The sequence below is a fragment of the Paenibacillus psychroresistens genome, from assembly GCF_009728935.1.
GTDB classification, from domain to species: Bacteria; Bacillota; Bacilli; order Paenibacillales; family NBRC-103111; genus Paenibacillus_AC; species Paenibacillus_AC psychroresistens.
Genome location: NZ_CP034235.1, coordinates 6,110,089 through 6,134,983 on the forward strand (window position 1 = coordinate 6,110,089; position 24,895 = coordinate 6,134,983).

At 42.0% G+C, this 24,895-nt stretch carries 20 protein-coding genes; 2 read left to right on the top strand and 18 right to left on the bottom strand.

The annotated features are described in order from the left end of the window. Positions 1–2: 2 nt before the first annotated feature. The 10 genes from EHS13_RS27730 to EHS13_RS27775 form a co-directional block, all read right to left on the bottom strand. Complete coding sequence (locus tag EHS13_RS27730; RefSeq protein WP_155703494.1) at positions 3–2,285, bottom strand: hypothetical protein; 2,283 nt, start codon at positions 2,283–2,285, stop codon at positions 3–5. A gap of 64 nt (positions 2,286–2,349) precedes the next feature. Then, positions 2,350–5,163: a right-handed parallel beta-helix repeat-containing protein gene (locus EHS13_RS27735; protein ID WP_155703495.1), complete on the bottom strand. Its 2,814-nt coding sequence runs from the start codon at positions 5,161–5,163 to the stop codon at positions 2,350–2,352. A 197-nt stretch (positions 5,164–5,360) separates the two neighbouring features. After that, complete coding sequence (locus EHS13_RS27740; protein ID WP_155703496.1) at positions 5,361–5,792, bottom strand: helix-turn-helix transcriptional regulator; 432 nt, start codon at positions 5,790–5,792, stop codon at positions 5,361–5,363. A 15-nt stretch (positions 5,793–5,807) separates the two neighbouring features. After that, complete coding sequence (locus EHS13_RS27745; RefSeq protein WP_162463286.1) at positions 5,808–7,601, bottom strand: PDC sensor domain-containing protein; 1,794 nt, start codon at positions 7,599–7,601, stop codon at positions 5,808–5,810. A gap of 62 nt (positions 7,602–7,663) precedes the next feature. Beyond that, positions 7,664–8,728 carry a beta-galactosidase BglB gene (gene bglB, locus EHS13_RS27750; RefSeq protein ID WP_155703498.1) on the bottom strand — a complete coding sequence of 355 codons (1,065 nt, stop codon included), beginning with the start codon at positions 8,726–8,728 and terminating at the stop codon, positions 7,664–7,666. 14 nt (positions 8,729–8,742) lie between these two features. Next, positions 8,743–10,533 (bottom strand): hypothetical protein, encoded by a 1,791-nt coding sequence (locus tag EHS13_RS27755; protein WP_155703499.1) that lies wholly within the window; start codon positions 10,531–10,533, stop codon positions 8,743–8,745. Between the two features lie 57 nt (positions 10,534–10,590). After that, positions 10,591–12,267, bottom strand: a complete 1,677-nt coding sequence (locus EHS13_RS27760; protein ID WP_162463288.1) for a type 2 periplasmic-binding domain-containing protein — start codon at positions 12,265–12,267, stop codon at positions 10,591–10,593. Between the two features lie 96 nt (positions 12,268–12,363). Next, entirely contained in the window at positions 12,364–13,239 is an 876-nt protein-coding gene (locus tag EHS13_RS27765) for a carbohydrate ABC transporter permease (protein WP_155703501.1), read from the bottom strand. 16 nt (positions 13,240–13,255) lie between these two features. After that, on the bottom strand, positions 13,256–14,182 hold the full coding sequence (locus EHS13_RS27770; RefSeq protein ID WP_155703502.1) for an ABC transporter permease: 927 nt from the start codon (positions 14,180–14,182) through the stop codon (positions 13,256–13,258). A 196-nt stretch (positions 14,183–14,378) separates the two neighbouring features. After that, a complete protein-coding gene (locus tag EHS13_RS27775; protein WP_155703503.1) occupies positions 14,379–15,236 on the bottom strand; it encodes an AraC family transcriptional regulator in 858 nt (285 codons plus the stop codon). A gap of 152 nt (positions 15,237–15,388) precedes the next feature. Between EHS13_RS27775 and EHS13_RS27780 the strand changes: the two genes are divergently transcribed. Further along, positions 15,389–16,498, top strand: coding sequence for a glycoside hydrolase family 172 protein (locus EHS13_RS27780; RefSeq protein ID WP_155703504.1), 1,110 nt, complete (start codon positions 15,389–15,391; stop codon positions 16,496–16,498). A 621-nt stretch (positions 16,499–17,119) separates the two neighbouring features. Here EHS13_RS27780 and EHS13_RS27785 read toward each other — a convergent pair. The 3 genes from EHS13_RS27785 to EHS13_RS27795 form a co-directional block, all read right to left on the bottom strand. Beyond that, on the bottom strand, positions 17,120–17,380 hold the full coding sequence (locus tag EHS13_RS27785; RefSeq protein ID WP_155703505.1) for a hypothetical protein: 261 nt from the start codon (positions 17,378–17,380) through the stop codon (positions 17,120–17,122). A gap of 66 nt (positions 17,381–17,446) precedes the next feature. After that, on the bottom strand, positions 17,447–18,460 hold the full coding sequence (locus EHS13_RS27790) for a CapA family protein (protein ID WP_155703506.1): 1,014 nt from the start codon (positions 18,458–18,460) through the stop codon (positions 17,447–17,449). 46 nt (positions 18,461–18,506) lie between these two features. Then, positions 18,507–19,946: a C39 family peptidase gene (locus EHS13_RS27795; RefSeq protein ID WP_227013539.1), complete on the bottom strand. Its 1,440-nt coding sequence runs from the start codon at positions 19,944–19,946 to the stop codon at positions 18,507–18,509. A 236-nt stretch (positions 19,947–20,182) separates the two neighbouring features. Between EHS13_RS27795 and EHS13_RS27800 the strand changes: the two genes are divergently transcribed. After that, entirely contained in the window at positions 20,183–20,614 is a 432-nt protein-coding gene (locus tag EHS13_RS27800; protein ID WP_155703507.1) for a cupin domain-containing protein, read from the top strand. A 108-nt stretch (positions 20,615–20,722) separates the two neighbouring features. Here the strand turns inward: EHS13_RS27800 and EHS13_RS27805 are convergent, their stop codons facing one another. The 5 genes from EHS13_RS27805 to EHS13_RS27825 form a co-directional block, all read right to left on the bottom strand. Further along, positions 20,723–20,956 carry a hypothetical protein gene (locus EHS13_RS27805; RefSeq protein WP_155703508.1) on the bottom strand — a complete coding sequence of 78 codons (234 nt, stop codon included), beginning with the start codon at positions 20,954–20,956 and terminating at the stop codon, positions 20,723–20,725. Positions 20,957–20,992: 36 nt separating this feature from the next. After that, positions 20,993–21,433, bottom strand: a complete 441-nt coding sequence (locus tag EHS13_RS27810) for a GNAT family N-acetyltransferase (RefSeq protein WP_155703509.1) — start codon at positions 21,431–21,433, stop codon at positions 20,993–20,995. Beyond that, positions 21,434–22,546, bottom strand: a complete 1,113-nt coding sequence (locus tag EHS13_RS27815) for an acyltransferase family protein (protein WP_162463289.1) — start codon at positions 22,544–22,546, stop codon at positions 21,434–21,436. Positions 22,547–22,717: 171 nt separating this feature from the next. Continuing rightward, complete coding sequence (locus tag EHS13_RS27820) at positions 22,718–23,479, bottom strand: DUF975 family protein (protein WP_155703511.1); 762 nt, start codon at positions 23,477–23,479, stop codon at positions 22,718–22,720. A gap of 581 nt (positions 23,480–24,060) precedes the next feature. Beyond that, entirely contained in the window at positions 24,061–24,261 is a 201-nt protein-coding gene (locus EHS13_RS27825) for a hypothetical protein (RefSeq protein ID WP_155703512.1), read from the bottom strand. Between the last annotated feature and the right edge of the window lie 634 nt (positions 24,262–24,895).

Genomic DNA, 24,895 nt, shown 5'->3' on the forward strand with positions numbered 1-24,895 from the left:
ATTTAAAGCTTAAATGTATACACGGCAATTCGGTTCTTATCCAACCGAAGCGTTGTGCTATCCCCATTCGTGGGCAGTAATGTAACCGCAGTATCGCAGCCGATCAATTTATTCAACTCGTTGCCAGTCGACATCTGGAACTCGACTGGCTTATCACTGAAATTCGCAATGATTGCATAATGTAGACCATCGGCTCCATTCACTGTCATCCACCTTACTCCTTCTGATGATGCTTGTACGAGCAGCTTGGATTGAATCGAACTCGCAGAAGCCATTGCAGTTTGCTGAGAATCTGCGTTCGCAAGTATAAAAAATCCATTGTCGAGTATCGTTTGCCCTTCATCTACTGCTTGAAGAGTGTTTGAAAATTCTTGGACAATTTGATCCGTTCTCAACAATCCAACATCCATGGATTGATCCACCCACGGATATTGCTTCAAATGAATATTGCTCTGTCCAGGGCAATACAGTCCTAACTTAGGTCCATACGCCCGGCCAACGCCAATCTGATTGTCGATATTCAACCAGTTCGAATCGAACGCATCATAGCGCTCCTCTGTTGATTGGCCGTCCCTGTCTATTATGTTTGAATCCGTCGTATATTTACGGGAATATTGGTTATAAACGTCGTTGGGAACATGCAAATGCAAACCGCGCAATTGCCGGATATAGGCTCTGTTCACAGCTACTGCATATTGCATTACGACTACCGTCTTATCATCGGGCAAAGCCACATAAGCGATATGATGAGCGGCAATCGTCGCTGAAGATTCACCTTCTGCTACGAATCGCTCGGATTTTACAGCCAATGTACCAATTGTCGCGAATCCCCCAGGAAAAGCATAATCATAAAACTGCGTCACTTCAGACTTATTGACCGTTCCCAGTCCGGTGATGGAGCCAGCAAGATTGAATCGCCATTCCGCCAGGCTGCTGGCTTTCGGTGGCAAACAAAGGCCAGTTGGCTTCTCTGCCGATTTCCAAACCCATGATGCGATCCGCTGTTCAGAGCGAACAAGGGAGGCACCATGGAAATCATCATGCCAAAAGGCTGGTTGCAACGACTGCCCGCCATGTTCACTTTCATCCTTAATGATCTCCTGTTTCTGCCGCTCACCCATTAGACTTTTCCAGGATGCGGCCATCGACAAAGACACTGCCCGATCAGACTCCAATCGTGTGTAATACACAGGAGAGCGTTCCGCCAGCCGATTCAAACGACGGGATAAAAACGATCCATCCCCGTTCGATTTCACTTCTTCACTCACTTGAGCCAACCAGCCTGCTTCCATTTGCGAGCAATCCTCTTTTAAGTAGTCCTCCACAAACAGCCACATTGGTATCGCGTAATCCTGACAATAACAATAAGGCACCCGGGTATCGCCGCCAATCCGAAGCAAGCGGCCATCGGGAAATATCATTTGTTTCAATATGGTCCATAGATCCGCGGCGTGATGATACAAGGCTTCGGGTGCACTCTTGTCCCTAGAACGATAAGCAAAATGCAGCATGGCAATATTAGACAGACAAATAACCATATAACCAACATTTAAATAGCTGTGATGATGGAGAGCATACGATTCAAAAAAGTTTGCTCCTGCGTGCCATTCGGAAAGCGGCCGTCCCGCATATATTCGTCCCGATTGTGCATCGTCTGGTACCGAGATGCCATTTAAGAGAAAATGAGTCCCCTTCTCCAAGTATTCTTCCACTCGCTTAGCTTGTGGAAACAGCATAGCCGTGCGGTGCAGCAGCGCACCGTTCCACAGATTGCTTTCTGGCTTATTGCGGCTTTTGCCATCCAGCATATCAATAAGTCCGGCGACAACACTATAGTTATCCAACAGCCAATCCGCTTCCGATAGAAGCAAAGCTTCCAGCTGAACCAGATCCTCAGCGCTCATATATTCCCTAAGTGCTTCTACACCGTGCATCATGCGTTCAATTCCAAGCGCACTAATCCATGTGTGGCCCCACTTGCTTCCATCCAGACAGTGATAATCCCCCGTTTGATGCGAGGCTAGATTGAATCGCAGCATCGACAGAGCAAGCGAGCGTATTTCTTCCTGATCCATGCGCATGGCAACGGGATCCACATCGGAGGCGGTTCCCCAAACAGCAAATGCCGCTAATGCTTTCTGATGTGTCTGCACACCCCAATCATTGTAACCTGTACCATAGCAAACCAGATTCGGACGATCCGGACAATGATACAACCATTTCTTCGCATCCAGAATCCAAGGTCCAATCAATTGCAAATACTCTTTTTCCGATATTTGATGCATAGCTACCCCTCCCGTTAGTATGTTTGATTACTGTGCATCGGCGGGATTCCATCTTGCCGTTGGATCAATATGCTTTGATATTATCAAAGTAAGCTGTTCCGAGATCAGTTTGGTAGATTCCTACTCCGGTTTTAGCAATATTACTTGTATTCACCATAAAGCTTACTCCGGTGGCGTACAAAGTTTGATTTACATAGAAATTATAAGTGTCTGTATTTGTATCGAATACAATTTTAAAGTCATACCAAGTACCTGCCGCATAGCTAATAGTAGTATTTTGCCATCCGCTGCTGTTTCTATATTGTATAAATCCATTGTTCCCAAAGGCTATCTGAAAGGCTGAAGCATCACTGCTATCCTTGGTTAAGATTACGTAGCTTGTAGCATTGGTTTGCTCTGCTCGTGATCTGGTTTCAATAGTTCCCAATGTCAAGTTGGCAGTAAAATTCTTGTATGCTGTCATTGATGCTGCACTGGCTGCTGTTTTATAAGCCTTCAAGCTTTTATCCAATGCGGTTGGCATCGCCTCAACGGTTAGAGTCCCTCCATTAGCAGCAGTTGTCCAGTCTGTTGGTGCAAGACCTGTTGTCATTGAATTAAAGTTTTGATCCAGCACACTCAACTCCAATATAATCTTGTCAAAGGACAAGTTGTAACTCGAAGCTGACGCGTTCTTACCCGTAACCTTAAACCTCAGTATTTTATCGCCGGTTGTATCATAAAGCTTACTCCCTACTGTATAGACGTTGTAACCGCCTGGTGAACCATACATATCAAGAGTATCTCCAAAGCTTGTACCAGCTGGACTTTCTGTCTGCATTTGACCTCTGCTGGCAAGCTGCTTATATACTAGCTTTATTGTATACGCTCCTGCTGCAACATTCGGCAAAGTGAAATCAATGTAGTCTCCCACTCCGTCTGCGCTTAGCAATACCCACTGCGCACTGCTTGCTCCATCTAACTGATTTTGAACGCTTGCACTGGCTCCGGATGGAGTATATGGGATATACTCGTTTTCAAATTCATACACTGCGCCTGGTTCTGTGTAACCTGCTATTACCCCTGCATTGCTTATCACAGACGCATCCGAAGTTCCATTGTTTATCCAAGTTAGGTTCTGAGTGTGTCCGCCTGGATTAAAATGCTCACCCTTATTAACATTTGCAAACACGTTATGCTCAGCTGTAATAAATTCACTGTAATTATCGAGATAAATCGCGGCTACCTCAAAGCTCATCGCCCAGGTGCTTTTTACAATATCATGAATGTAGTTCTCAAATATGGCCGTATTGATTTGTCTAGATAACGTATAAATTCCTCCGCCATCATCGTGATTCTGCATTACATGATGAACCTCATTGTAACGGATCTTGTTATTGCTCATCCCAACCTCAATATTGGCAAATGCTTGATTTCCTACCTGCATCCCCATATAAGGGCCATAGCTAATATCGTTATGCTCAATAATGGTGTCTCTGACGAAGCCCGCAAGAATCCCTATCCCGTTCGTATATACCTGCCCATACCGCGAAATCGTATTATTACCCACCAGAATATTCTTAGTTTGCTCGACTGCAGTAGGATTCTTCTTACTGAACCCATCGAGATTTATCGCATTGCCGGCAATATAAGTAAGCGTATTCCCCACAATTTGGCTCTCGCCGACACCTTTGAAAAACTGCAGCCCATTGGCTCCGGCAAATTTAAAGCTGTTGTTAATAAAGCGAAGATGGTTTGCGTAGGAAGCTCTGACCATTGCCGGAGATACGGATGCATATCCAGTGGCTGTATCAAAGGGCAATGGCTGAAGGCCTTGCGTCGCTACCAGACCGGCTGAGCTCGGGTTATTCCAGTTGGAATGCTTAAAGGTAATTCCGCTGAACTCAATATCGTGGATATTAGCTCCGGAAGTTCCCAAGAGGTCAAACAATACTTCTACTTTAGGAGCAACAACCGATACAGTAGCCATATTCTCACCCGTACGCGGTTTGTAATAAAGGTAATCGGTGACCGTATTTAAATACCATTCGCCCTCTGCATCCAGAAGCTCATAAGCATTCTCGAAATAGTAAGCATTGCCGACAAAGAAGCTGTCATCTTTCTTAAAAGCCAGCGCTTTTTCTGACGCTTGAAAGGTTACATAAGCATAAGTTGCATCGGTTGTGTAGGCTGCAATTCTTAAATTGTTATGATACCAATGCGGTTGAACCACCATTTCCACCTGCGTGGGGTTAGCCCAGGCAGCTATCTCAGCTTTATTAATTTTATATTTCCCATCGATTCTATCTGCAGGAGCAGGTGATGGCGAAGGTGTAGTCACAGGCACATAACCAACAGTCTGGTAATAAGGCCCCAAGGTATCGGCGTTTGTGATATTTGGAATGCGTGCCCTCGTAGTCTGTAGATCATTTACATACAGCTGACGGAACTCAAGGCCGGCCGTAACACTTCTTCGGTATATATTCTTCGGAGCATCATATAAAGTCCAACTGCCGCTCAAATTCTCCCCACCCGACACGATGGGCACTTCGGAAGCATATTGCTTATAATAAACCTTATAACCATTGGTACCTGAGTCACTTGAATCGAATAAAACGGAGCTTGTTAAAGGATGTGTGCCTCCGCGAAGGTAAATATAAATATCGCCTGTCATGCTGTCATTGATTAAATCAACTGCCGCTCTCGCTTTTTCTATCGTTTTAAAAGGTGCTGCAAGCGTACCCGCATTTGTATCCAGCCCACTAGTAAATTCCACATAAAAGCTTGCTTGTGTGCCTGCAAAAGCCTTTCTGGCAGGTAAAGCTCCGAATAAAGCAATCAAGACAGCTGCGATAAGACCCATTATTAATACCTTGCGCAAATTAATTTCCGTTGCCATTGACAATCACTCCTCGTCTCTAGTAAGTCGCACTCCAGCGTTCAAACGAAGCTTAATCGATTTGTGCCAACCTTACAATCGTCACATTTCTCAGCATCATCAGAATTCTCTAAAAGCGACAAACCCAGACAGGGCTTGAATTTAACCTATGTAATTCATGCATGGCCGTTCACTTTTACCCAGCACATCGAAAATTCTCAATGCTTTTCCCTGTAATCTCCAGGGGTAAAACCGGATGTCCGTTTAAAAACACGGATAAATGTATTGGTGTTGGTATAACCTACCTTTTCGGAAATCTCATAGACGGAATCATTGGTTTGCTGCAGCAGCTTTTGAGCATGCTCTACCCGAATCTTAGCCAGGTAATCAATAAAATTCTCACCGAATTCTTCCTTGAATAAGCGGCTCAAGCTCTTAACATTAATGTTAAACTCATCACTTAAATGGCTTAAAGACAATTCAGGATTGGTGTGATGCGTTTCCGTGTATTTTCGGACTTCCCTGATGATGGTATAGTTGCTTTTATTCTCACGGGTCGATTGGATGATCTTGGCTGCGTTGCTCAGAATTTGGAACAAGCTGTGGTCCATATCATCAATGGCATCAAATTTATTAACTTCCTTGTTCAAGCTTGGATACACATCCTAGTTCCACAGCTCCTGCAGATCTGGAGTCAGCTCCATCATTTCGCGATGCAGCTGATAAATCAGATAATTTAACAGGCTGATAATTTCATCCTGGGTATAAACTTCCTGTTTCAAATCCAGAAAAAACTGCCTATATTGCGGAATCCAACTCTCCTCGCCTAACCGATAAGACTGGGCAATGGAGCGTACCTGCTGCAGCAGCTTGAACATTTCCCCCCTCGGCTTGGCTTCCAGCTCCCAATAACCAATAACTTTGTTCATTCCCAACGAGGATTTATATTTTAACGCATGCAGAGCTTCGTCATAAGATTCGGGAATGCCGGCTAACTTATTTACACAGGATCCCGCACCAACTGTAATGGTAAAAGTTAAGTTTTCCTCTACCCAAGCGACTATTTTCTCAAAAGCAGCTATACACTTGCTCTGGCTCTCTTCTGTATCCCCTGTCAGCTGATTGAGAATCGTTAATTGCTTAGCCCCTGTCCAGTTGAACCAAACCACTAGTGATTCATTATCCGCTACTTCCTTCACCAAGCTGCTAAGCACGAATTTAAACAAGCTTTGGTCCTTGGGACTGTAGGCTTGGACAAATTCGGCATATTTATCAATTTCAATTACATTTACAGACAGGTATTCAAACTGCGTCGGCAATTCAAAAAGCTGCATTTCTTTATTCCAATCCTCTAAGCTGACGGAACGGGTACCTTCAATTAATTCCATGAAAAATTGCTGTCCGCGGTAAATCAAGCCTTCTTCATGCTGCTTCTGATAATGATGAGACTGCTCCATAAGCCTCTCTAGCGCCGAATCGATGAATTTGAATTCATCATTCTGTTTTTTGCCGAGCAATTCGTAGCTTTTTTGCAGGGAATAGGAGTTGATCCGTGACATAATCGCTTGAATCGGCTGATAATTGCGTCTGGAAACATAGATCATCCAGCCTATGCCAAGTGCAACAGTGATGATCGCAAAACCAATCCATAGATAAGAGAAAGCCGATACAAATTGGAAAAGAGTCGAGTTGGTTATCCCGCTTGTCAGCGACCAGCCCATATAATCAGATTGGATCTCAGTTAACTCCTTGGAATTGCCTTCAGACAGTTCAGCACTTTCCAGCAATTTGGAGTCACTGCCATAAATGATCTGTTGATTGCGGTCATACAAACGAATAAAACTGACATCACCTTTAACCATTTCATTAATGAATGCAGCAATCGAATCCATTTTTACATTGACAATAAGCATGCCTTGACTGCCTGTTAAAAGTGGTATTTTACGAATAAAAGAAATAACCGTCAGCTTGCGGTCCAATTCTGTATATGATCTTACTCCAGTCCAATAGAACGGAGCCTGCTGGTTCAGCATACTCTGCAAAAACTCACGATCCTCGAAATCATTCAAGGAAACCAGAGAGGTGGGCGTCATGATACGTTGATCGGACAGCCGATACATATATATCGATTCTACCAATGGTGTATTTTCAATTAATTCCGTTATTCTCGAGAAGGGCTCTTTAATAGAAGCATAAGGATCGTCCGCTAAGGCAGCATCAAAAAAAGCCTGCAGCTTCACATCATATTGAATGGATTGCATGATGACCTGATCGACGGAACGCAGCGAATTCTCAATCGACTGCATAACCTGTTTAGCAAACACCTCATTAGCTTGCACGGCTGTCTTCTTGGTTAGCTCACTAAAGGCGATGAATAGAGTGGAAATCAAGACTGCGATGATGATGAGAAAGCTTGGAATGTAAGATAGTAGCAAGCGGTGAAACCATTGTTTGTGCATATACATCCCTCCCTTTCTCATCCTATCAACAATTTCTCTGTATTCATAGCTTTAAAAACTTCTCATACATGCTTCAAGCCTTCAATTAAACCCAAAAGTGCCATCGACTGGCCGTAGGGCATGGGACAAACCGGAATATCCTTGTAAGCCTGCAGTGTCAAACCCATCCCAGTTCCATAGGAAACACCCTGCACCACACCATTTTCATCAATTTGGCCTATAGCTGCCTGAAGCGCCTTTAACCCAACTGACTTATATTTAGGATCTAGATATCCTTTACGGACTGCCTTGAGAATACCATAAGCAAATGCAGACGTAGCCGAAGTCTCTTTATAGGAAGTGGAATCATCAAGCAGCGTATGCCAAAGCCCGTCATCTGCCTGCAAATCCTGCAATGCGCTGACCTGCCTCTCCAATGAAGATATAAGAAAGTCCTGAACACCTTGCGGCAGCTCTACTATTTCTAAATAATCGACCAATCCAGCCGTATACCAGCAATTACCTCTCGCCCACAGCGCTTTGGCAAAGTGATGCCTCCCTTCGAAGGTCCAACCATGGAAGAACAAACCGCTAACTGGATCCGTTAAATATTTAAGATGGACGAGAAATTGGCGGATACTCTCTTGAATATAGCGCTCATTCTCGAGAATTACACCCATGCGCGCAACAAAAAGCACCGTCATATAAAGCGTATCATCCCAGAGCTGGCCCTCATTAAGCTGTCCAGATACTGCATGCTGGATGCCAAACTCGACTGTTCTCGGCATCTCCTCCAGCACATAGCTGGCCCACTCCTTGCAGATCTGCAAATATTTATCATCCTGTGTTTCTTCATATAAGTAGCTCAGCGTCAGCATCGGGCACATCGTATTGACATTCTTCGGCGGCAAGCCTTCGGCAATCCGCTTATCGAACCATTCTACCAGATAAGCGAGCAGCTGTGGACTGCCGGTTTCCTTGTAATATAAGTAGAGCGAGAACAAACCGACTCCCTGCGGCCACTCCCAATTATCCATCGAGATAATTCCGATTGGGCACGATTCGTCTATCGAGCTTTTTAAATCCTTCATTTGCAGAATCAACTTGTCTATATGCTGCTCCATTATGGTTCTATCTAACAATTGCATGAATAGTAGGCTCCTTATGCTTTATTCATAGAGAAGGGGTCGATTGTTAAAGCTACCTTACAGCTGTCGTCTGCCATTTCCAATTGGCGAATTTCGTGATAGCTTATTCGCGGGACCTCGCCATCAGGTCTGGAAATATCAGCGATAGCCACCTTCTCCAGGCGCTGCAATATCTCCGCTTTATCCGTGATATTGTCGAGGAAAAGCACAGCCCATGCTGCTTCCAGCCGCGGATGCTGCAGTGTCGTTTCATCTCCGCTGTATAACACTTGCCGGAGATATACACTTTCTCCCACCTGCTTAAGGTGAATGCCTTGAGCAGCCCGCTCCTGTTGTGAATAGGAAATTCCATTCAAAGCTCTTATTGCAACAGCTGCTTGCTTATATTGCAGAATCACCCAGTCCTCCATGCGGAGAATCTTGCCTTCAAAGCGATGGATAACCCATTCATCTGCAAGCTCAGCTGCTTGATTGTTAATTCCGGCCATAGAACGGCAAACAAGCAGCATATGCTCCGCTTGCGCACATTGCGTTTGCACATCAGGATACCATTCCTCTCCGAAGAGTGCCGGGCTTAAATACGTTTCTTTGTTCCTTGCAGGATGGGTTCGCTGACCACCGTTCTCCTTCACGGACCAGCGAAGATAGCCTAGCTGGGCGCCTTCAATGCGGAAGCTGACCGGAAACGATTGCCAGCCGAGCCCCCAGGTAGGCCATTGGTAAGAACCTGGTATAACCGGAAATTGATTAATGCTGCCCAATCTGCCCGCTTGTCCCACCCATGTGTACGAATAACTTTGATCAAAAATATGCTCTTTGCGAACCCGCGGGGTTTCGAGTTGAACCGTTTGCGGCTCGTTCCAGCTTTCTTCAAACAGCAGCAGGCTGATCATTGCGGTTAAAGACCAATTATTAACGATCGAATCCTGCTTGATTTCGTCCATAACATTGTGCCTTAAACCAGCAATGATCCATAAGAAGCTCGACTTCTCCGCTTTCCCATCGAAGTTGTAGCTTCTAATAGAAGGAACTAGCTCGCCTGGTCCTTGAAAGCGAATATAATCCAACAAAGCATCCATCTGCTTCTGTAATTTACATTTCAGCTCAGCTTCTGCAGGCTTTAATGCTTTGCAGGCCAGACTTAAAGCGTTGAGAATAATGGGTAAATAGTGCATGCTGATGTTCTCGCCCCAGCCCCAGCCTCTGCAAATCGTGTAAGCTTCCCATTTCTCAAAAAAATCTACGGCCTTGCTGTAATATATTTCGTGGCTGCGAATGCGGCTTAAGGTGAGCAGCAGCGCGCCATCACTAATGATTTTGTTCGGGTAATACAGAATGGGGTCTGTGCATTCATGGGCAAACCATTCCAAGCCGGCATCCATCATTGTATCGAGCATCCCGATCTGGCTTGCTGGGAAGGATCCTGGGTATAAGAAACGTATAGTCGTTAAAGGCATTAGAATAAAAAAAGCTGCATTGGTATCATTAATTACGGTTTCTTCCTTATACCATCGCATCCCGCCATATTGCGGATGCTGTGGATCGCTTATCTGAAGCTTGCTTAATTCCGTTAGAATCTTCATACCCTGCAGCTCATCAATTCTTCCCAAGAGTGATCCAACCGCATAATAATCAGCTGACGTCCGCCCTTCATGGCATTCCGCATGCTGCGAAGCTTCCCGTGTATGTCCAGGGTGGGAAATCCGGACAAGCCCGTCACTCCAGTTGAGGTTTCTGGCTAATTCATCATAAACATTGGAAATCACGCTTTTCTGATTGGCATCCATAGTATCGAACCCTTTCATCTCCGTTATTGTAGGAAATAAAGCCCCCCGCCAATAAATAGGGAGGCTTTATTGAGCTTACTTAAAGGTATATAAATCCTTTTGCATGAAAGCTTTATCTTTATTCTCTGCATACCATGATTTGTAGAATTCCTCTAATTTCTTGCCGCCAATTTTATCCCATGCTGCCTTTGAATCTGTCATGGCTTGCTCAGGTGTATAAGCAGCGCCGCTAATGACAGCCTTAACCCAGTTATCAGCCAATACATTACCTGGAGCCAAAGTTCCGTTGGCACCTGATTTCTCACCATTTTTGGAGATAAGCTGAAGCTCCTCAGGAAGCTGCGGCATATACTCTGTAAACGTTGCTACTGGACGTTCTGGAGACAGATACGCCTCATCCGCCAGCTTAATAATGTTCAAGAATTCAGCCTCCAACGGCTTATCCGCATTTAGCTGACTGGAATACAAGGCGCATTTTCCTTCAAGCGCCGGATTGGTCAGCATCGCCAAATCTCCTGTGTATGATACCTCTTGTTTGAATTTCTCAGCATCGATTGGCGCATAACAGCCGTTAGCTCCAGCCTTGGAATGCGTTCCATCCAAGCCGTATTTCAATGTTTTCATCGTTGCCTCTGTAGACATAAAGTCAACATATTTCATAATACCTTCTGTATTCTTGGCCCCGACATTCACCACTGCCGTTAATTGAATCGGCGGGTTAAGTACCGGGCTAAATTGTCCAAATTCGGTTTTAGGCAAGGCAATTGGAATGATTTCTCCTGCAGGCACGTTCTTCTTGAATGAATCGTAAAGTGCAAAGCCTAATGCCTCTCCACCTGCATTCGCACCGTATATACCAAGCTTTCCTGTTATAAAATCCTGTTGAGCTTTTGCACCGTTCTTATCCGTTACAAAATCTTTATCCACAATGCCTTCGTCATACAATTTCTTCATAAAAGTTGTCATCGCAGTCGCACGATCCCAATCTCTTACCAGCTCTCCATTCTCTACTACCCAGCTGACATTCTGGAATGCACTTGCTAGCACTAATCCACTTACGAAGCTTAAACTCATTCCATAAGTATCTTTCTTGCTGTTCCCGTCCGGATCCTGCTCAGCGAATGCTTTAGCTACCGTGTACAGCTCATCAATCGTTTTCGGTGCTTCCAGATTAAGCTTTTTCAGCCAATCCGCACGGATATATAAAAAGTGGTTTGTTCTCAAGTTTTGAACTCTGCCAAACTCATACATTTTGCCATCTGACTTCACAGCCAGCTTCTTGATTTGCGGATAGGTTTCCAATAATTTCTTATAATCCGTGCTGTACTTCTCGATCATTTCATCGATAGGCTGCAGCTGCTTCTGCGTAAACCATTGCTGTTTAATGGCTGGATCAAACTCAAGAATCAATTCCGGTGCAGCACCGGAAGCGAATAAGGTATTCATCTTCTGCATGGACTCCCAACGCGGGATCGCTACGAATTTCGCATTTACAGGACCTGTTTCGCTGATCCATTTGGTCCAACGGTTGTCCTCTACCGTACCTTCTTCGGCAGGAATAGTGCCGCGGTCATAGACGGTTAAAGTCATATCCGACTTCTTCACAGGCTCTGTGCTGGCCTTATCATCTCCAGGCTTTGCCGACATTTCCCCTGTATTTTCTGCTTTTTTGGATCCGCATCCTGCCAATACCGTGCTAAGCGCCATAATAACGATCAATAATATTAGAAACATTTTCACTGTTTTTTTCATTGTGTAAAACCCTCCCCATGCAATTTTGTAATTCGTTTCGCTAGTTTTGACTATTGCCTCTATTATGCCACGTATCACCCCTTCCAACATAATGTACTAACCTTTTATAGCGCCAATCATGACCCCTTTTACAAAATATTTCTGCAGAAACGGATATACGATAAGCATCGGTAGGACCATTACTATAATCGCGGCAGCTTTAATTCCTTCTGGGGTTAACTGCATCGAATCCTCGGGGCTCATATTGCTGATTTCCTGCATAATCGATTGGCTCTGCACCATCTGCTGCACAAGCACAGTCAGATTATAGTGATCCGTATCATTGATGTAGATCAAGACAGTCATGAACATGTTCCAATAGTTGACTCCATAGAACAAAGTCAGTGTAGCCAAAACGGGCATCGACAGTGGAAGCACAATTTGCATCAGCAGCCGCCATTCCCCGCAGCCGTCTATTCTGGACGCTTCGATTAGCTCATCCGGGATATTTTCGAAAAAAGTTCGCATGATGAGCATGTTAAACGTACTAATCAGGAATAGCAGCCAAAGTGCAAAGTAAGTGTTTACCAGCCCAAGTGCCTTAATGACAAGGAAGGTGGGAATCAGACCGCCTGAAAATAACATTGTGAATACGATCGCAAGGGTGAAAAAACGGCGTGCATAGAAATACGGACGGGACAGCGGATATGCCGCCATAATGGTGAACACCATGCTGAGTGCAACGCCGACAACCGTTATGATCACATTATTCTTCAAAGCACCTAAGACATTGGTTCCTTTTAATAAAGTTGAGAAAGATTCCATACTCCAGCCGACTGGCCAGATCGTGACTTCGCCGGATAATACCGCCTGCGACCCGCTTAGTGACAAGGCGATTATATGCAAGAGCGGAATCAGGCAGGTTAGACCGAGCAAGCTGAGGAGTGCATAATTGATTCCATAAAATATTTTTTCGCCAAACGTGTCTTTCATCTGTCATTCCTCCCGCTTACCATAATCCTTGATTAAACCGTCTCGCTATTTGGTTGGCTGTCATCACCATAATAAAGGCAACCACCGATTCAAACAGCCCCATAGCTGCTGTTAAACTGAATTGGGCGTTCTGCAAGCCAACACGAAAAATGTAAGTGCTGATGACTTCAGACACATTGGAAACTACATTATTCTGCAGGACATAGACCTGATCGAAGCCGACCTCAATTACATGCCCGATGGATAGAATCATCATCAGTACAATCGTTGTGCTGATTCCCGGCAGTGTGATGTGCCAGATTTGCCGCCATTTGTTTGCTCCATCCAGACCAGCTGCTTCATACAAGCTTGGGTCAACACTGGTCAAGGCTGCGAGATAAATAATGGCGCTAAAGCCCGCTTCCTTCCAAATTCCCGATCCGAGAAAGATCGCGATCCATGAGGTTTCACTATAGAGAAACGGATAGGGATTTCCCGTCCACTTCGTAATCCAATGGTTGATCGCTCCGGATTCTTGTGAGAATAAGGTAATGACCATACCTCCAACAATTACCCATGAGAAGAAATGCGGCAAATAAACCAAGGTTTGCACGAAGCGCTTAAAAATCAGCTTTCTCGCTTCATTCAACAGGATCGCTATCATAATGGGAAACGGGAAGCCTACAACCACGCTGAGAATACCTAAAACCAACGTATTGCGGACGATCCCCAGCGTTTCCGGATTATTGAACAGCATTTGAAAATTCTTGAAGCCTGCCCATGGGCTATGGAAGATTCCGTCCGCGAAATTATAATCTTTGAAAGCAATTACCAGCCCAAACATCGGCAAATATTTGACCACCAGGAAGAAAGCGATCACGGGAACAAACATAATTAATAAGGGAACATTCTGTTTGAATCTTTTGCTGTTAAATTTCTTGGATGCATCTATGATGCTGATCATCTCCCTCTAATCCAGTTGTTCATTCCTGACTACGCAAATGTAAGATATCCTTTCAAAATTAACAATCGCTTGTTTTCTAGTCATCATCAGAATTCTCAGCTCATTAAACAAAGCCTTGTCCCGCTTGGGTTTCACAACAAAAAAAAGCCGTTGGCTTTGGCAGCCTACAGCTCAAGCTTGGATTTCCTTAATTACTCTAACGACGGTATGCAGATGGTGCAGCCCCTGCTATTTTCTTAAAAGCGCGGCTAAATGCATGAATATTCTGGAAGCCGGTCTGATCCGCAATCTGCTTAAAAGGGAGATTCGTATATTGAATTAGCTGCTTGGCTTTCTCAAACCGAGCTAATCGGTGAAATTGAATTGGACTCATGTGAAAGGCGGTTTTGAATAAGCGAACGAGGTAATATTTACTTATACTGAACTCTTTGGAAAGCTCCTCTAGGCTAACCTCCCGATCGGTAATTTCATTTAAATAACGCTGAATCAATTGCAGCTCCTGCAATTTGTTCTGCAGCTGGGGCGATTGATTCCAATGATGCTCGCGGATAAGAAGAATTAATAAATTAATCATCAGCCCTTTAATATGGATTTCATAGAAAGGAGCTTTTAATTGAAATTCGCTAATAAGCTCAAAAAGCAGCTTCTCAAACGAATCCGGATTGTTTAACCTCACATAATCAGGCAAATTATAAGGAGGCTCGGATAAGAGGTCGGTTCGGAACAAGGTTTTTTCATGCTCTGACATCTCAGCTTCCATAATAAATGAGGTTCTCACCTCGGCGCTGTCCTCCTGCTCCAACAAATCGAAATGAATATGCGGCTGGCGTACAGGCTTATAGCCTGTGACTTTGATCGAATGCCTCAGCTTAGGCTTAAAAATAAACACATCCCCAGGACGACCATGATATATGCGTTCTTCTATAGTAACTATTAATTCGCCTTCCTTTAAATACAGGAATTCATAATCCCAAATGACACGCTCCATGACCTGCCAGTACGGGAGCTGATAGATATCCATGGCTATGCGAACATACGGAGAAATGGTGTTCATTAGAAGCTTTGCCTCCCTCAGCTGTGCAAAAGATAAGTACGATTATAGCAATAAGTGATAAATGTTCATAGTGTTCGGCTAAATATTTTCTGCTATTTCAGTACTATACTTAAAGGGAATTTAACTATAGATCTGGAAGGTACGTGAGCTTAATGAATGGATTACTGGGGCAAATATTTCAATTGCGTGAGGGAATTAAATCCAAGAGAGTGTCCAGCTATGACCGCAGTGGAGGTAACGCCGATTATGTGCGGATTGCTGCTGGAGAAACCATTGATATTGCTGATATAGCAGGAGCTGGCATTATCAAGCATATCTGGATCACACTCAGCTCAGAGGATGCTTTTATGCGGCGGAATGCTATTATCCGCATGTATTGGGATGGAGAAGAGCATCCGAGTGTGGAGGCACCTTTGGGGGATTTCTTCGGGCAGGGCTGGGGAGAGGAATATTCATTCACCTCACTTCCGCTTGCAGCAGCACCGCTTAAGGGCAAAGCACTTAACTGCTACTTTCCAATGCCATTTAACAATGGAGCCCGGATCTCTATCGAGAATCAGTCGGATATTGATATCCGTGCCTTCTTCTATTATGTGGATTATGAAGAGCATCTTTCCATCCCGGTTTCGATGGGAAGATTCCACGCCTGGTGGAACCGGGAGGCGACTACATCTGTTCACCCGCCTGAAGGGGAAATGGAGTGGGTTGGCCGCAATCAGACCGATGCCAACAATTATTTGTTTGCAGAGATTGAAGGCAAGGGACACTTTGTCGGAATCAATTACTATGTCGATAGTCCGGGACCGATGTGGTATGGGGAAGGTGACGATATGTGGATGATCGACGGCGAGGGCTGGCCGGGATCCTTGCATGGCACCGGTACAGAGGACTTCTTCAATACAGCCTGGTGCCCCAATGAGCTTTATGCCCATCCATACTTTGGCTGTGCTCGTGTTCCTGACAAACTGGGATGGATGGGCCGCACCCACGTCTACCGTTTTCTGCTGGAAGATCCCATATACTTCGATAAATCGCTGAGAGCCAGCATTGAGCACGGCCATGATAACAATCTGGCTCTGGATATCTGCACCGTCTCCTACTGGTACCAAACCGAGCCGCACAAGATATTCCCTCCTCTGCCGGTAAGAGCATCAAGAGCTAATATGCCAGAGATCAGTATCAAGGATGTGCATACCTGGCGCCATGAGTGGCGCAAAGCTATGGGTGGCTCAGGTACACTTTGGGGAAATGAGAAAGGTTGATTGAGTAAGTGGGAGTGAATAGGAGGGAGGGATTAACTCCCTCTGGCTGTTGAAAAAGTCATTCTGTGTATGAAAAGTATCAATTAAATTGATTTATTTCGGATTCCTCTTGATAACCTTAAAAAAATAAGCTATAAGCATAAAAATTGTGCGTATAGAGTCTACACATTCGTTCACGTGAAGCATAAGCACAATAATTGTGTTAATATCCAGAAATTACTTAAAGTTACTGTATAATCCTCAATAATAAGCATAAAAAATGTGCGTATCATCCATTTTATGGGTTAATTATCTACTTTTAGCACAATTATTATGCTTATAAAATGTAGATGGTTTAGAATATCTTTTTACGTTTCATTCTTAGAGAATCGAATATATTACTTTCTCAACAACCTGAGGGAGTGATTAACTCCCTCCCTCGACTTTTTTCACCCTCCAGATGATTTAACTACCCCCATACATTACTAACGGACATCAGCACCGCTATATCAAGAAATGGATGGGGTTTTCAAGTATTAGGGACACCAGAACGCTTATTCCAACTAAACAAAGGAATAATGAGGTGTTAAACCTTGAATAACCGCAGTTCGTATAATTTCCTAGTCAATAAAAAAACACCCGTTAGGGTGCTTGTAGCAAAACTGAAACGAGCTGTGCAACAAAACCGATTAATAAAAATATGAAACCAAGCTTTGATAATTGCTCTCTTCTTCTTATTACATTGTCTGCTGCCATTCTATCTTCATTCGTTATTCTTACTATCATTCCTGATGCTGGTTTATGAATGCCGATGTCCATTGGCGTACCGAGATAAAGAAACAAAGACCCAAGGATAGCAATTGCCAAACCAATTAAACTTAACCAGAACACATCATTGCTCAATATATCACCCCCGTCCACCCATACATATTCGATGGACAGGGATTTATTCCAGCTTTATCTTATTAATCACTTAACAATTACATTACTAGAATACTTATTAAGCCGATCCAAAACTCGCTGTTTATCTTTACCTTGCAAAGGTGTTGGTTGATAATTGTTTTCACCTTTTTTAGAAGTTACACTGCATGGAATGACATTTATAGATTCGGTAAAGGTGTTAGTATCCGTTTTGGAAAACTTGACTTGGAGAATAAAAGTATCTTTGTCAGTTGGATTCCTATTTCCACCAAATACAAAATTTGCTAGACTGTACGCGATGTACTTTCCTTTATATTTCTCTAATCCCTGAATAACGTGAGGATGATGCCCCAGAACTAAATCTACGCCATTGTCGATACTAAAGTGGGCAATATTCTTCTGTGTTGCATTCGGATAATTATCTCGCTCTATACCCCAATGGTAGGAAGCAATGATTATAGCAGCACCTTGATCCTTTAGCTTTTTAATTGACTTTAGGATGTTTGTCTTGGCAGTAGCGTTATGTGTCCATCCCGTATATCCGAACATCCCTACTTTTACACCATCTACCTCTTTTATAGATGTGTTGTCATAGCCAAAGAATGCTATTTCGTGATCTTTTAATGTCGCCATCGTATCCTTATAGCCTTTGTCAAAATAATCCAACGTGTGATTGTTAGCCAAATTGACTACCTCAACACTGCCATCTGTTAGGATACTTGCGTACTCCGGTTTACCGTGAAATTTGAATGTTTTAGTTGCACGCTTAGTCGCTGTAGTTAACGTAGTTTCCAAGTTAGCAATTGTGATGTCATCCTTCGATAAAATATCATAGACATTTTTATAGGGGTAGCTATAATCATCTTTGACAGACTTTAAAACAGTGTCAAATCTCCCCTTTGTGCCGAAGTCATCATCATAACCTAATGTGTTATCGCCAACTGCACTAATAAGAATATCTTGTGACTCGCCTATTATTTTCTCCGCTGAATAAACATGAGCTATAGGGGTACTAACCAATAAAATTGTAACTAGTAAAGCTATTAAGAAATTAGTTGGCATTTACGCATCTCCCTATTTTGTTGAATAATGATAGATATTGCCTCAGTTAGACGGTTTCCTTATTTTCCACATAAGTAATCGCTTGTTTACCCATCTGATCCCAAGCCTCTATAAAAGGCTTCTTTTCAACTTTTTCTGTTATACCATTGGGGTCGTTGATGTAGATAAATTTATCGTCGTAACCGACAATCAGAACAGAATGCTCTTTTCGAGTAATCGTCATTTCGCCGCCTGGCGTGATCCACAGCTGATAATCCTCTGGTTTCAAAGCTTCAAACTTCATATTCGTAATGATCCATACAGGAACACCGCGGTTAATGAAATAAAGGATGTCTTGAAATTCAGCCCCTGTTAAATCTATAATTCGATCAGGCAAATAAGATTCAGCAAGTTCAGCAATTGGCCCATGATAAACACCGAAACCTGGTTTGTTGAACGTTTCCATATCACCGACAAATCCAACATTGGGATCTCCGAAATAAATTCGCCCATCTTTTTCTTTGTATTCCGTAGGGTCCTTCTTGATCTCTTTTGCCAATTGCATTTTATCCACTATTACGCCTGCATGCTGCAATAACATGGTTAGCGCTGTCACTTCACAACCCCGAGCAAGCTCTGGCAGCTGAAGGACATGTGGGGCTTCAATATAGATTGCCGTTTGCTGTGGTTCTTGATTGTTCCAAACCTTTTGATTCTTTAGTGAAAAATACACAGAGCTATTAACATATTGTTTGGCGTAGACGACCGATTCAGCGTAACTCTTCAAGTCTATTAAAAACTTCTCATTCTGATAAACACGATATGGTAAATAATTATCCCAAGCTAAAGCACCATCCTCCCCCACGATTGAAGCATGATGTAACCTCTCAGCATGTTTAATCGCATTGTCTAATTGAACGAATCCTTCGACAAAAATTTGATCCTTATAAACCGTAAAAGGGAGACCTTGTTTAAGTTTGGCAAACTTTATTGGGATATTATCCTCATTCACTTTAATTCCCCCGCCGTTGATAGTGATAAATCCGTTAGTATAAGTCACGTTTTGGTTTAAAGCTTCTGCAATTGCCCTAAGCGGTACATAGGTCTTATTACTTCTCATCTGCACGGGTGCTAGCAATGGTATGATTTTACCGTTAACCTTTAATGCTGCTTTGCCAATAATCAGTTCAATTTGAGTCTGATATGTATTAATGATGACTGAATGTGTTGTGTCATTCCAAGTAATCTGAGTCCCTAAATGTTTACTCAAAAAACGTAGAGGGACGAACGTAATGTCATGTTCTACAAATGGAGCCTCAATCGAATAAATCGCATCACTTACGTAGGCAAGATTACTATTGATATATAAAACAATATTTGTTGCTTTAACTGCTGAAAGAACATTTCTGCTTATTAAAAAACTGTTCGATATTTGGAAAATACAAAATATTAAAATAATAAAGGATAATTTACGAGTTTTATTTTTTATGATCGTATCCTCCCCCAAACTAAATACGAATTGTATCGTAATTTATATTACGATACAATTCGTATCAAGTCAAGGTGCTTTTTGCCCGATATGCCGTTAAGAAAAACCACATGAGAACAAACATATAAGAGCTATTAAGTGAAAAAAACTGCGGAACTAGAAAAAAATGTCTGGAACCAATAATAAAAAAATTATTTAAGCTAATAATATGAACCGAGTTGAATTAAAGGCTGAAAGGAGATTCACATAATCACATGAAAAGAAAAAAGACTTTAATCATTGCAGTAGTGGTAGCAGTAGTAGTACTAATCACTGGAGGCGCTTATGCGTATCAGCCGGTGTCGGCACAAGAGGAAATCAAGCGAACCGCTCTCCTGCAGCACGATATCAGCATCCCCGGGCGCGAGGTCATCCAGGATCGCGTCGACTTCGCTCCGGGAGTGGTGTCCCCCACGCACTCGCATCCGGGCGAGGAAATCGCCTATGTCCTCAAAGGTTCGCTGAAGTATGAAGTCCAGGGTATGTCACCGGTGACGCTCAAGGCTGGAGAAAACTTGTTCATCCCGGCTGGATCAGTCCACAGGGCAACGAACGTCGGCAAAGAAACCGCCTCGGAGCTAGCCACGTATGTCGTCGAGAAAGGGAAAGAACTCCTTATTATACATCCATCTACGGTGCTTCCGTAGCAAGAAAATAGTCAAAGATAAATGAGCCTCTAGAATCACTTCTAAGGCTCGTTTTCTTTATCGGGAGTAAGCGGCCTTTTACTCACTTATTTCACACTCCTTGTTTGGCTATTCTTCTTCAATATAGAACGCATCATATTTCTTCATAGTCTCTAATAATTTCTCGAAATTATTGCTAAAAACTTCTGGTTTTTCTACTCCATTTATAAAAATCTTTATCTCAAATATCCCTTTAATTTTTCGCTTTATTGTTACATAGCCATCAGAAGTATCGTTTTTAACAACTGTTCCGAGATTAATTAATTTAATAACTTCAGCTTTTGTTACTGGTTTCTTGTTCATGCGATTCACTCCCATAATATTCGGATAATGCCATTTTCAAAATCCATTTTTCATCATTTTTAAATGCGGTATTCCTATCTCTATAAATTTATCACCCATTTTTAGATAATTAAGTTTTTCGTAAAATGGTATGGCAGTTTCACGTGCGATTAACACAATAGTATTATAACCTAAACCTTTTGCTATTTGTTCTGCAAAGTTAACCATCTTCCTACCTACATTCTGACCTCTTACAGATTCATCTACTGCAACTTGCTTCATTTGCATAGTGGTTTCGTTAATCCTCTTGAGAATAAGTACGCCAATAGTCACCAAATCAATTGTTGCACAAATATGATAATAATTTATTTCTTCTTGTAAATTGTCATCAAATATATTTAAACCCAAGGGTTTTCTAAGTATCTTATCTCTTAATTCAACTGCAGATTTATATTTCGGCGAACCCCATTCCACTCTTTCTACCACAATATTTCCCAATCATAGTCCTCCTCCTGCTGGATATGCCCGTTTTCTTTTCTTAGTCATTGGGTCCCTTAACTTCATCATTGGCACCTCATAATACCTATGCATCAAATAAGTGAACGATATCAGCATTATCAGCGAAAACATTAGTAAATACAAGCTGTGGCCGATGCTGTTGGTCGTATTTTCTCGGCTGAACCAGACGTATATATTCCAATGAAACAAATAATAGCCATAGCTTTGGGAGCTGATGAAGCGGAAGACGGTCCATATTTTTGGAAAATGGTCCATACGTTGAATATGTACTTCCATAAAGGCGATCAACATCGCGATAAACAAGGATACGAAACTGAACAATAACGTTCGGTTAAACCAGGAATGATCCATTGTTTGATCCTGTATTCCGGTGTAAACCAAGTAACCGCCGAAATAGGTCAGCCCGACAAGCGTAAGCAGCAAGGACACTTTCCCTGCGATATATTTTCGATAGATACCAGAGTAGTACGTTTTGATACCCGCCAGAATAACACCGAATACGAGGCTGTCGAGACGAAGTGGAATTTGTTTGCGCACCCCGTAATCCCAAACCGGCTGACTATGTGACACTTCGACCATCCGCAGAATGAGCGGGATTATGACGAACAGAGACGTAATGACGAAGAATGCAAGACGTTTATTACGAAATTTACCTACAAAATGAAGCGGAAGTGGAATTAGTAGATAAAACCATTCCTCAATCGACAAGCTCCACGAAATCGGCAAAAATGATAAATCCTGTTCGTTGAAGTTTTGCAGAAAGATCAGGTTCGTGGCATCCATATGCTGATTAAAAAACAAGTACGTTGTAACCACCGCAAAGTAATATAGAGGCAGCGTCCGGAACCAGCGGCGGAGATAGAAATTTTTCAGCCCTGAGAACGAACCGCTTTCAACGATGTCTTGCAACAAAATTCTGCCGATCAAAAAACCACTTAAAACAAAAAACAACTCTACCGCCAAGTAGCCTGCCACATAGTTGATAGGGTTAAAGTCGTAGTATTTCATAAAAAAGAACCCGAGTCCATGGCAAAATAAGACAAGCAAAATAGCCGTGCTGCGGACAATATCCAATCCGGCATTGCGTTCCATTATCATGTTCTCCTTCCATTAACGAAAATATTGTAATCACATACTTATAAATATATAGTATATTAATTCCAATATGCTAACCAAGACTCTATAATTTGGAAGCTTCCATCAGGATATAAAAAAACCTCCTCTTCAGGAAGTCTTCCAGTTTATTATTTATTTAAGGCTTTTTTACACCATTAAATTAAGTTCAGACCTTGTGCAAACCCCATCGTCCAGCGCCTGTTGACGCAGTACCAAGTAAAGCTCTGCTTCAGTCGAATTGACATACGGGAAGACGAATAAGACACCGATACCACATGCAAGTGTACCAAGCAAGTACCAGCCGATAAAGGAAAGATCCAACACGAACATGTTCCACTTTTGTCCACGGGTCATTTGGATGCTTAGTGCTATAGCACGTTTCGTTCCAATATTTGCATTATCAGCCAAAATGTAAGGCACTAAGCTGTATGAATAAGCCTTAACGATTCCCGGCACAATGAGCAACAGGAACCACAAAAAGTTGAGAAAAGCACTCCAAAACATTCCTTTAACGATCGCTAAATACTTCTCTTTTTTAAACGAGTACCCTAAATAATTCATGTTCACATCTTCTTGCGCAGCTTGTTTAAAATATTGTCTAACTCCTACCTCGAGTGGAACGATGAGAAAAAAGCGAAAAGCTAATGCAATCAATCCAGCAATAATCGCAAAAATAATAATGATAACTAATAGTGCTCCATTCAGCCAATCGCCTATTCCATCAAAAAATCCAGATAAATTCATAGATGACCCATTGTTTCCTATGCTCCCGCTAAAACTTGAATTGAATGAACAACTTGGAATCCCCCCACTGATAATCGCCAATACTAGGCTTACAAGAAACGCCTTCCAATACGATGTTCTCAATACTTGCTTTGCCTTTTCCTTCAATTCCTTACGCGTCCACATTCAATATCATTCCCTTCGTCGCAGTTCCATATATTAACACCTAATGTAACACAATTTACTGTATGTAATCATTTGAATCTATATATCAATTAAATTTAATCTATTTTTTATAGATCTATTTGCGTTTAATGCTCCATCAATATCAAGGAATATTATCTTCATAATTTCACCTCCTAATTTAATAAGCCTTTAAAAGCAATATTTCATTTTCAATTATATTGGATATTAAATGCTTTAAACTTATTGATCTTCTTAAATTGATCCTGACCAACGTTACCCACACTAATAGTATTCTTATCAATCCACTGTGTGGTAAACTCACTATTTGAAATATAGATATTACCACTAAGATTTTTCAATTCATTGCCATGTTGAATAATTGATAACTAAACTAGACCATTCTTCTAGTTCCGTCATATTTACTCCTATAAATATAGTTTTTGAATAGATTCTGATAATCCTAAAAGTTGTTCCAATCCATATGTTCTATCTCTTCTGTATTTTTAATGTTATTAAACCATTCCAAAATGTAATATTTGTACGTCACGATACCAGTTTTTCTACTTTTGACTTAATTGCTTTTATCTAAAAAATATCTGTCTAGCAACTAAACCAATTATTGCAACAAGAAACATTGCCCCTAACACAACAACAAAGCCAACAAAAAAATCATAGATAAATGAACGAGTTGGTTCAGGCTGTTGATTCATTAACATTTCAATTTTGGTCTCAACTTTTGTCAAACGCTCTCTTAATTCTTGAATTTCATTATCTTCAGACATGTATTCGCTCCTAATCCCTATAATATACTCCAACAACCCCAACTCTGTTAGTTATCGATTAATGATATCAATTCCTCTTGAAATCCTTGTTTTATTTGTTATTTTGTAAAGGGCATTAGTGTTCCAATTATTGAATAAAGCAAGAAAAGATAAAATAATTTAGGAATTATAATTTTCTCTGTAACCATGTATCTTTTAAAAATATAATAAGTAAAAATAACTGTAGGCAAATAAACAATACCATAACCTAATAAATCTAAAAATTTCAAATTTTATCATCACCTTAATCGTTAAAATCATTAATCACAATAGTACATCAATATACATACCACGTTTTGTGTTTTCAGGAAAAAATCTGTTTCAAAACAATCATACCAAGTTTCGCCAAATTAGTATATGAAATGTATATTGAAATTTCAATCGTTTCCCCCTAACAACGCTCTCTGCCTATCAGTTCTTCCGCCTACCGGAAACACAAAAAAGCTTAGCAATGTAACTAGCCCCCACCTTTACACTAACTAAATCTTCTTTGTATAATCACGTTACTCTCATTTTCTCCATATCCCATAATCATGTTCACATGAATTCTTCATTTCATCACTACTGTTATCCGCTTCATCTAGAGTAAAAGGCT

Bases quoted from the DNA above. Each gene is read 5' to 3' on its own strand.
- EHS13_RS27825 (WP_155703512.1), bottom strand. From the start codon at position 24,261: ATGTCTGAAGATAATGAAATTCAAGAATTAAGAGAGCGTTTGACAAAA.
- EHS13_RS27770 (WP_155703502.1), bottom strand. From the start codon at position 14,182: ATGATCAGCATCATAGATGCATCCAAGAAATTTAACAGCAAAAGATTC.
- EHS13_RS27765 (WP_155703501.1), bottom strand. From the start codon at position 13,239: ATGAAAGACACGTTTGGCGAAAAAATATTTTATGGAATCAATTATGCA.
- EHS13_RS27790 (WP_155703506.1), bottom strand. From the start codon at position 18,460: ATGCCAACTAATTTCTTAATAGCTTTACTAGTTACAATTTTATTGGTT.
- EHS13_RS27775 (WP_155703503.1), bottom strand. From the start codon at position 15,236: ATGAACACCATTTCTCCGTATGTTCGCATAGCCATGGATATCTATCAG.
- EHS13_RS27735 (WP_155703495.1), bottom strand. From the start codon at position 5,163: ATGGCAACGGAAATTAATTTGCGCAAGGTATTAATAATGGGTCTTATC.
- EHS13_RS27745 (WP_162463286.1), bottom strand. From the start codon at position 7,601: ATGCACAAACAATGGTTTCACCGCTTGCTACTATCTTACATTCCAAGC.
- EHS13_RS27805 (WP_155703508.1), bottom strand. From the start codon at position 20,956: ATGAACAAGAAACCAGTAACAAAAGCTGAAGTTATTAAATTAATTAAT.
- bglB (WP_155703498.1), bottom strand. From the start codon at position 8,728: ATGCAATTGTTAGATAGAACCATAATGGAGCAGCATATAGACAAGTTG.
- EHS13_RS27800 (WP_155703507.1), top strand. From the start codon at position 20,183: ATGAAAAGAAAAAAGACTTTAATCATTGCAGTAGTGGTAGCAGTAGTA.
- EHS13_RS27820 (WP_155703511.1), bottom strand. From the start codon at position 23,479: ATGTGGACGCGTAAGGAATTGAAGGAAAAGGCAAAGCAAGTATTGAGA.
- EHS13_RS27755 (WP_155703499.1), bottom strand. From the start codon at position 10,533: ATGAAAGGGTTCGATACTATGGATGCCAATCAGAAAAGCGTGATTTCC.
- EHS13_RS27815 (WP_162463289.1), bottom strand. From the start codon at position 22,546: ATGGAACGCAATGCCGGATTGGATATTGTCCGCAGCACGGCTATTTTG.
- EHS13_RS27730 (WP_155703494.1), bottom strand. From the start codon at position 2,285: ATGCATCAAATATCGGAAAAAGAGTATTTGCAATTGATTGGACCTTGG.
- EHS13_RS27780 (WP_155703504.1), top strand. From the start codon at position 15,389: ATGAATGGATTACTGGGGCAAATATTTCAATTGCGTGAGGGAATTAAA.
- EHS13_RS27760 (WP_162463288.1), bottom strand. From the start codon at position 12,267: ATGAAAAAAACAGTGAAAATGTTTCTAATATTATTGATCGTTATTATG.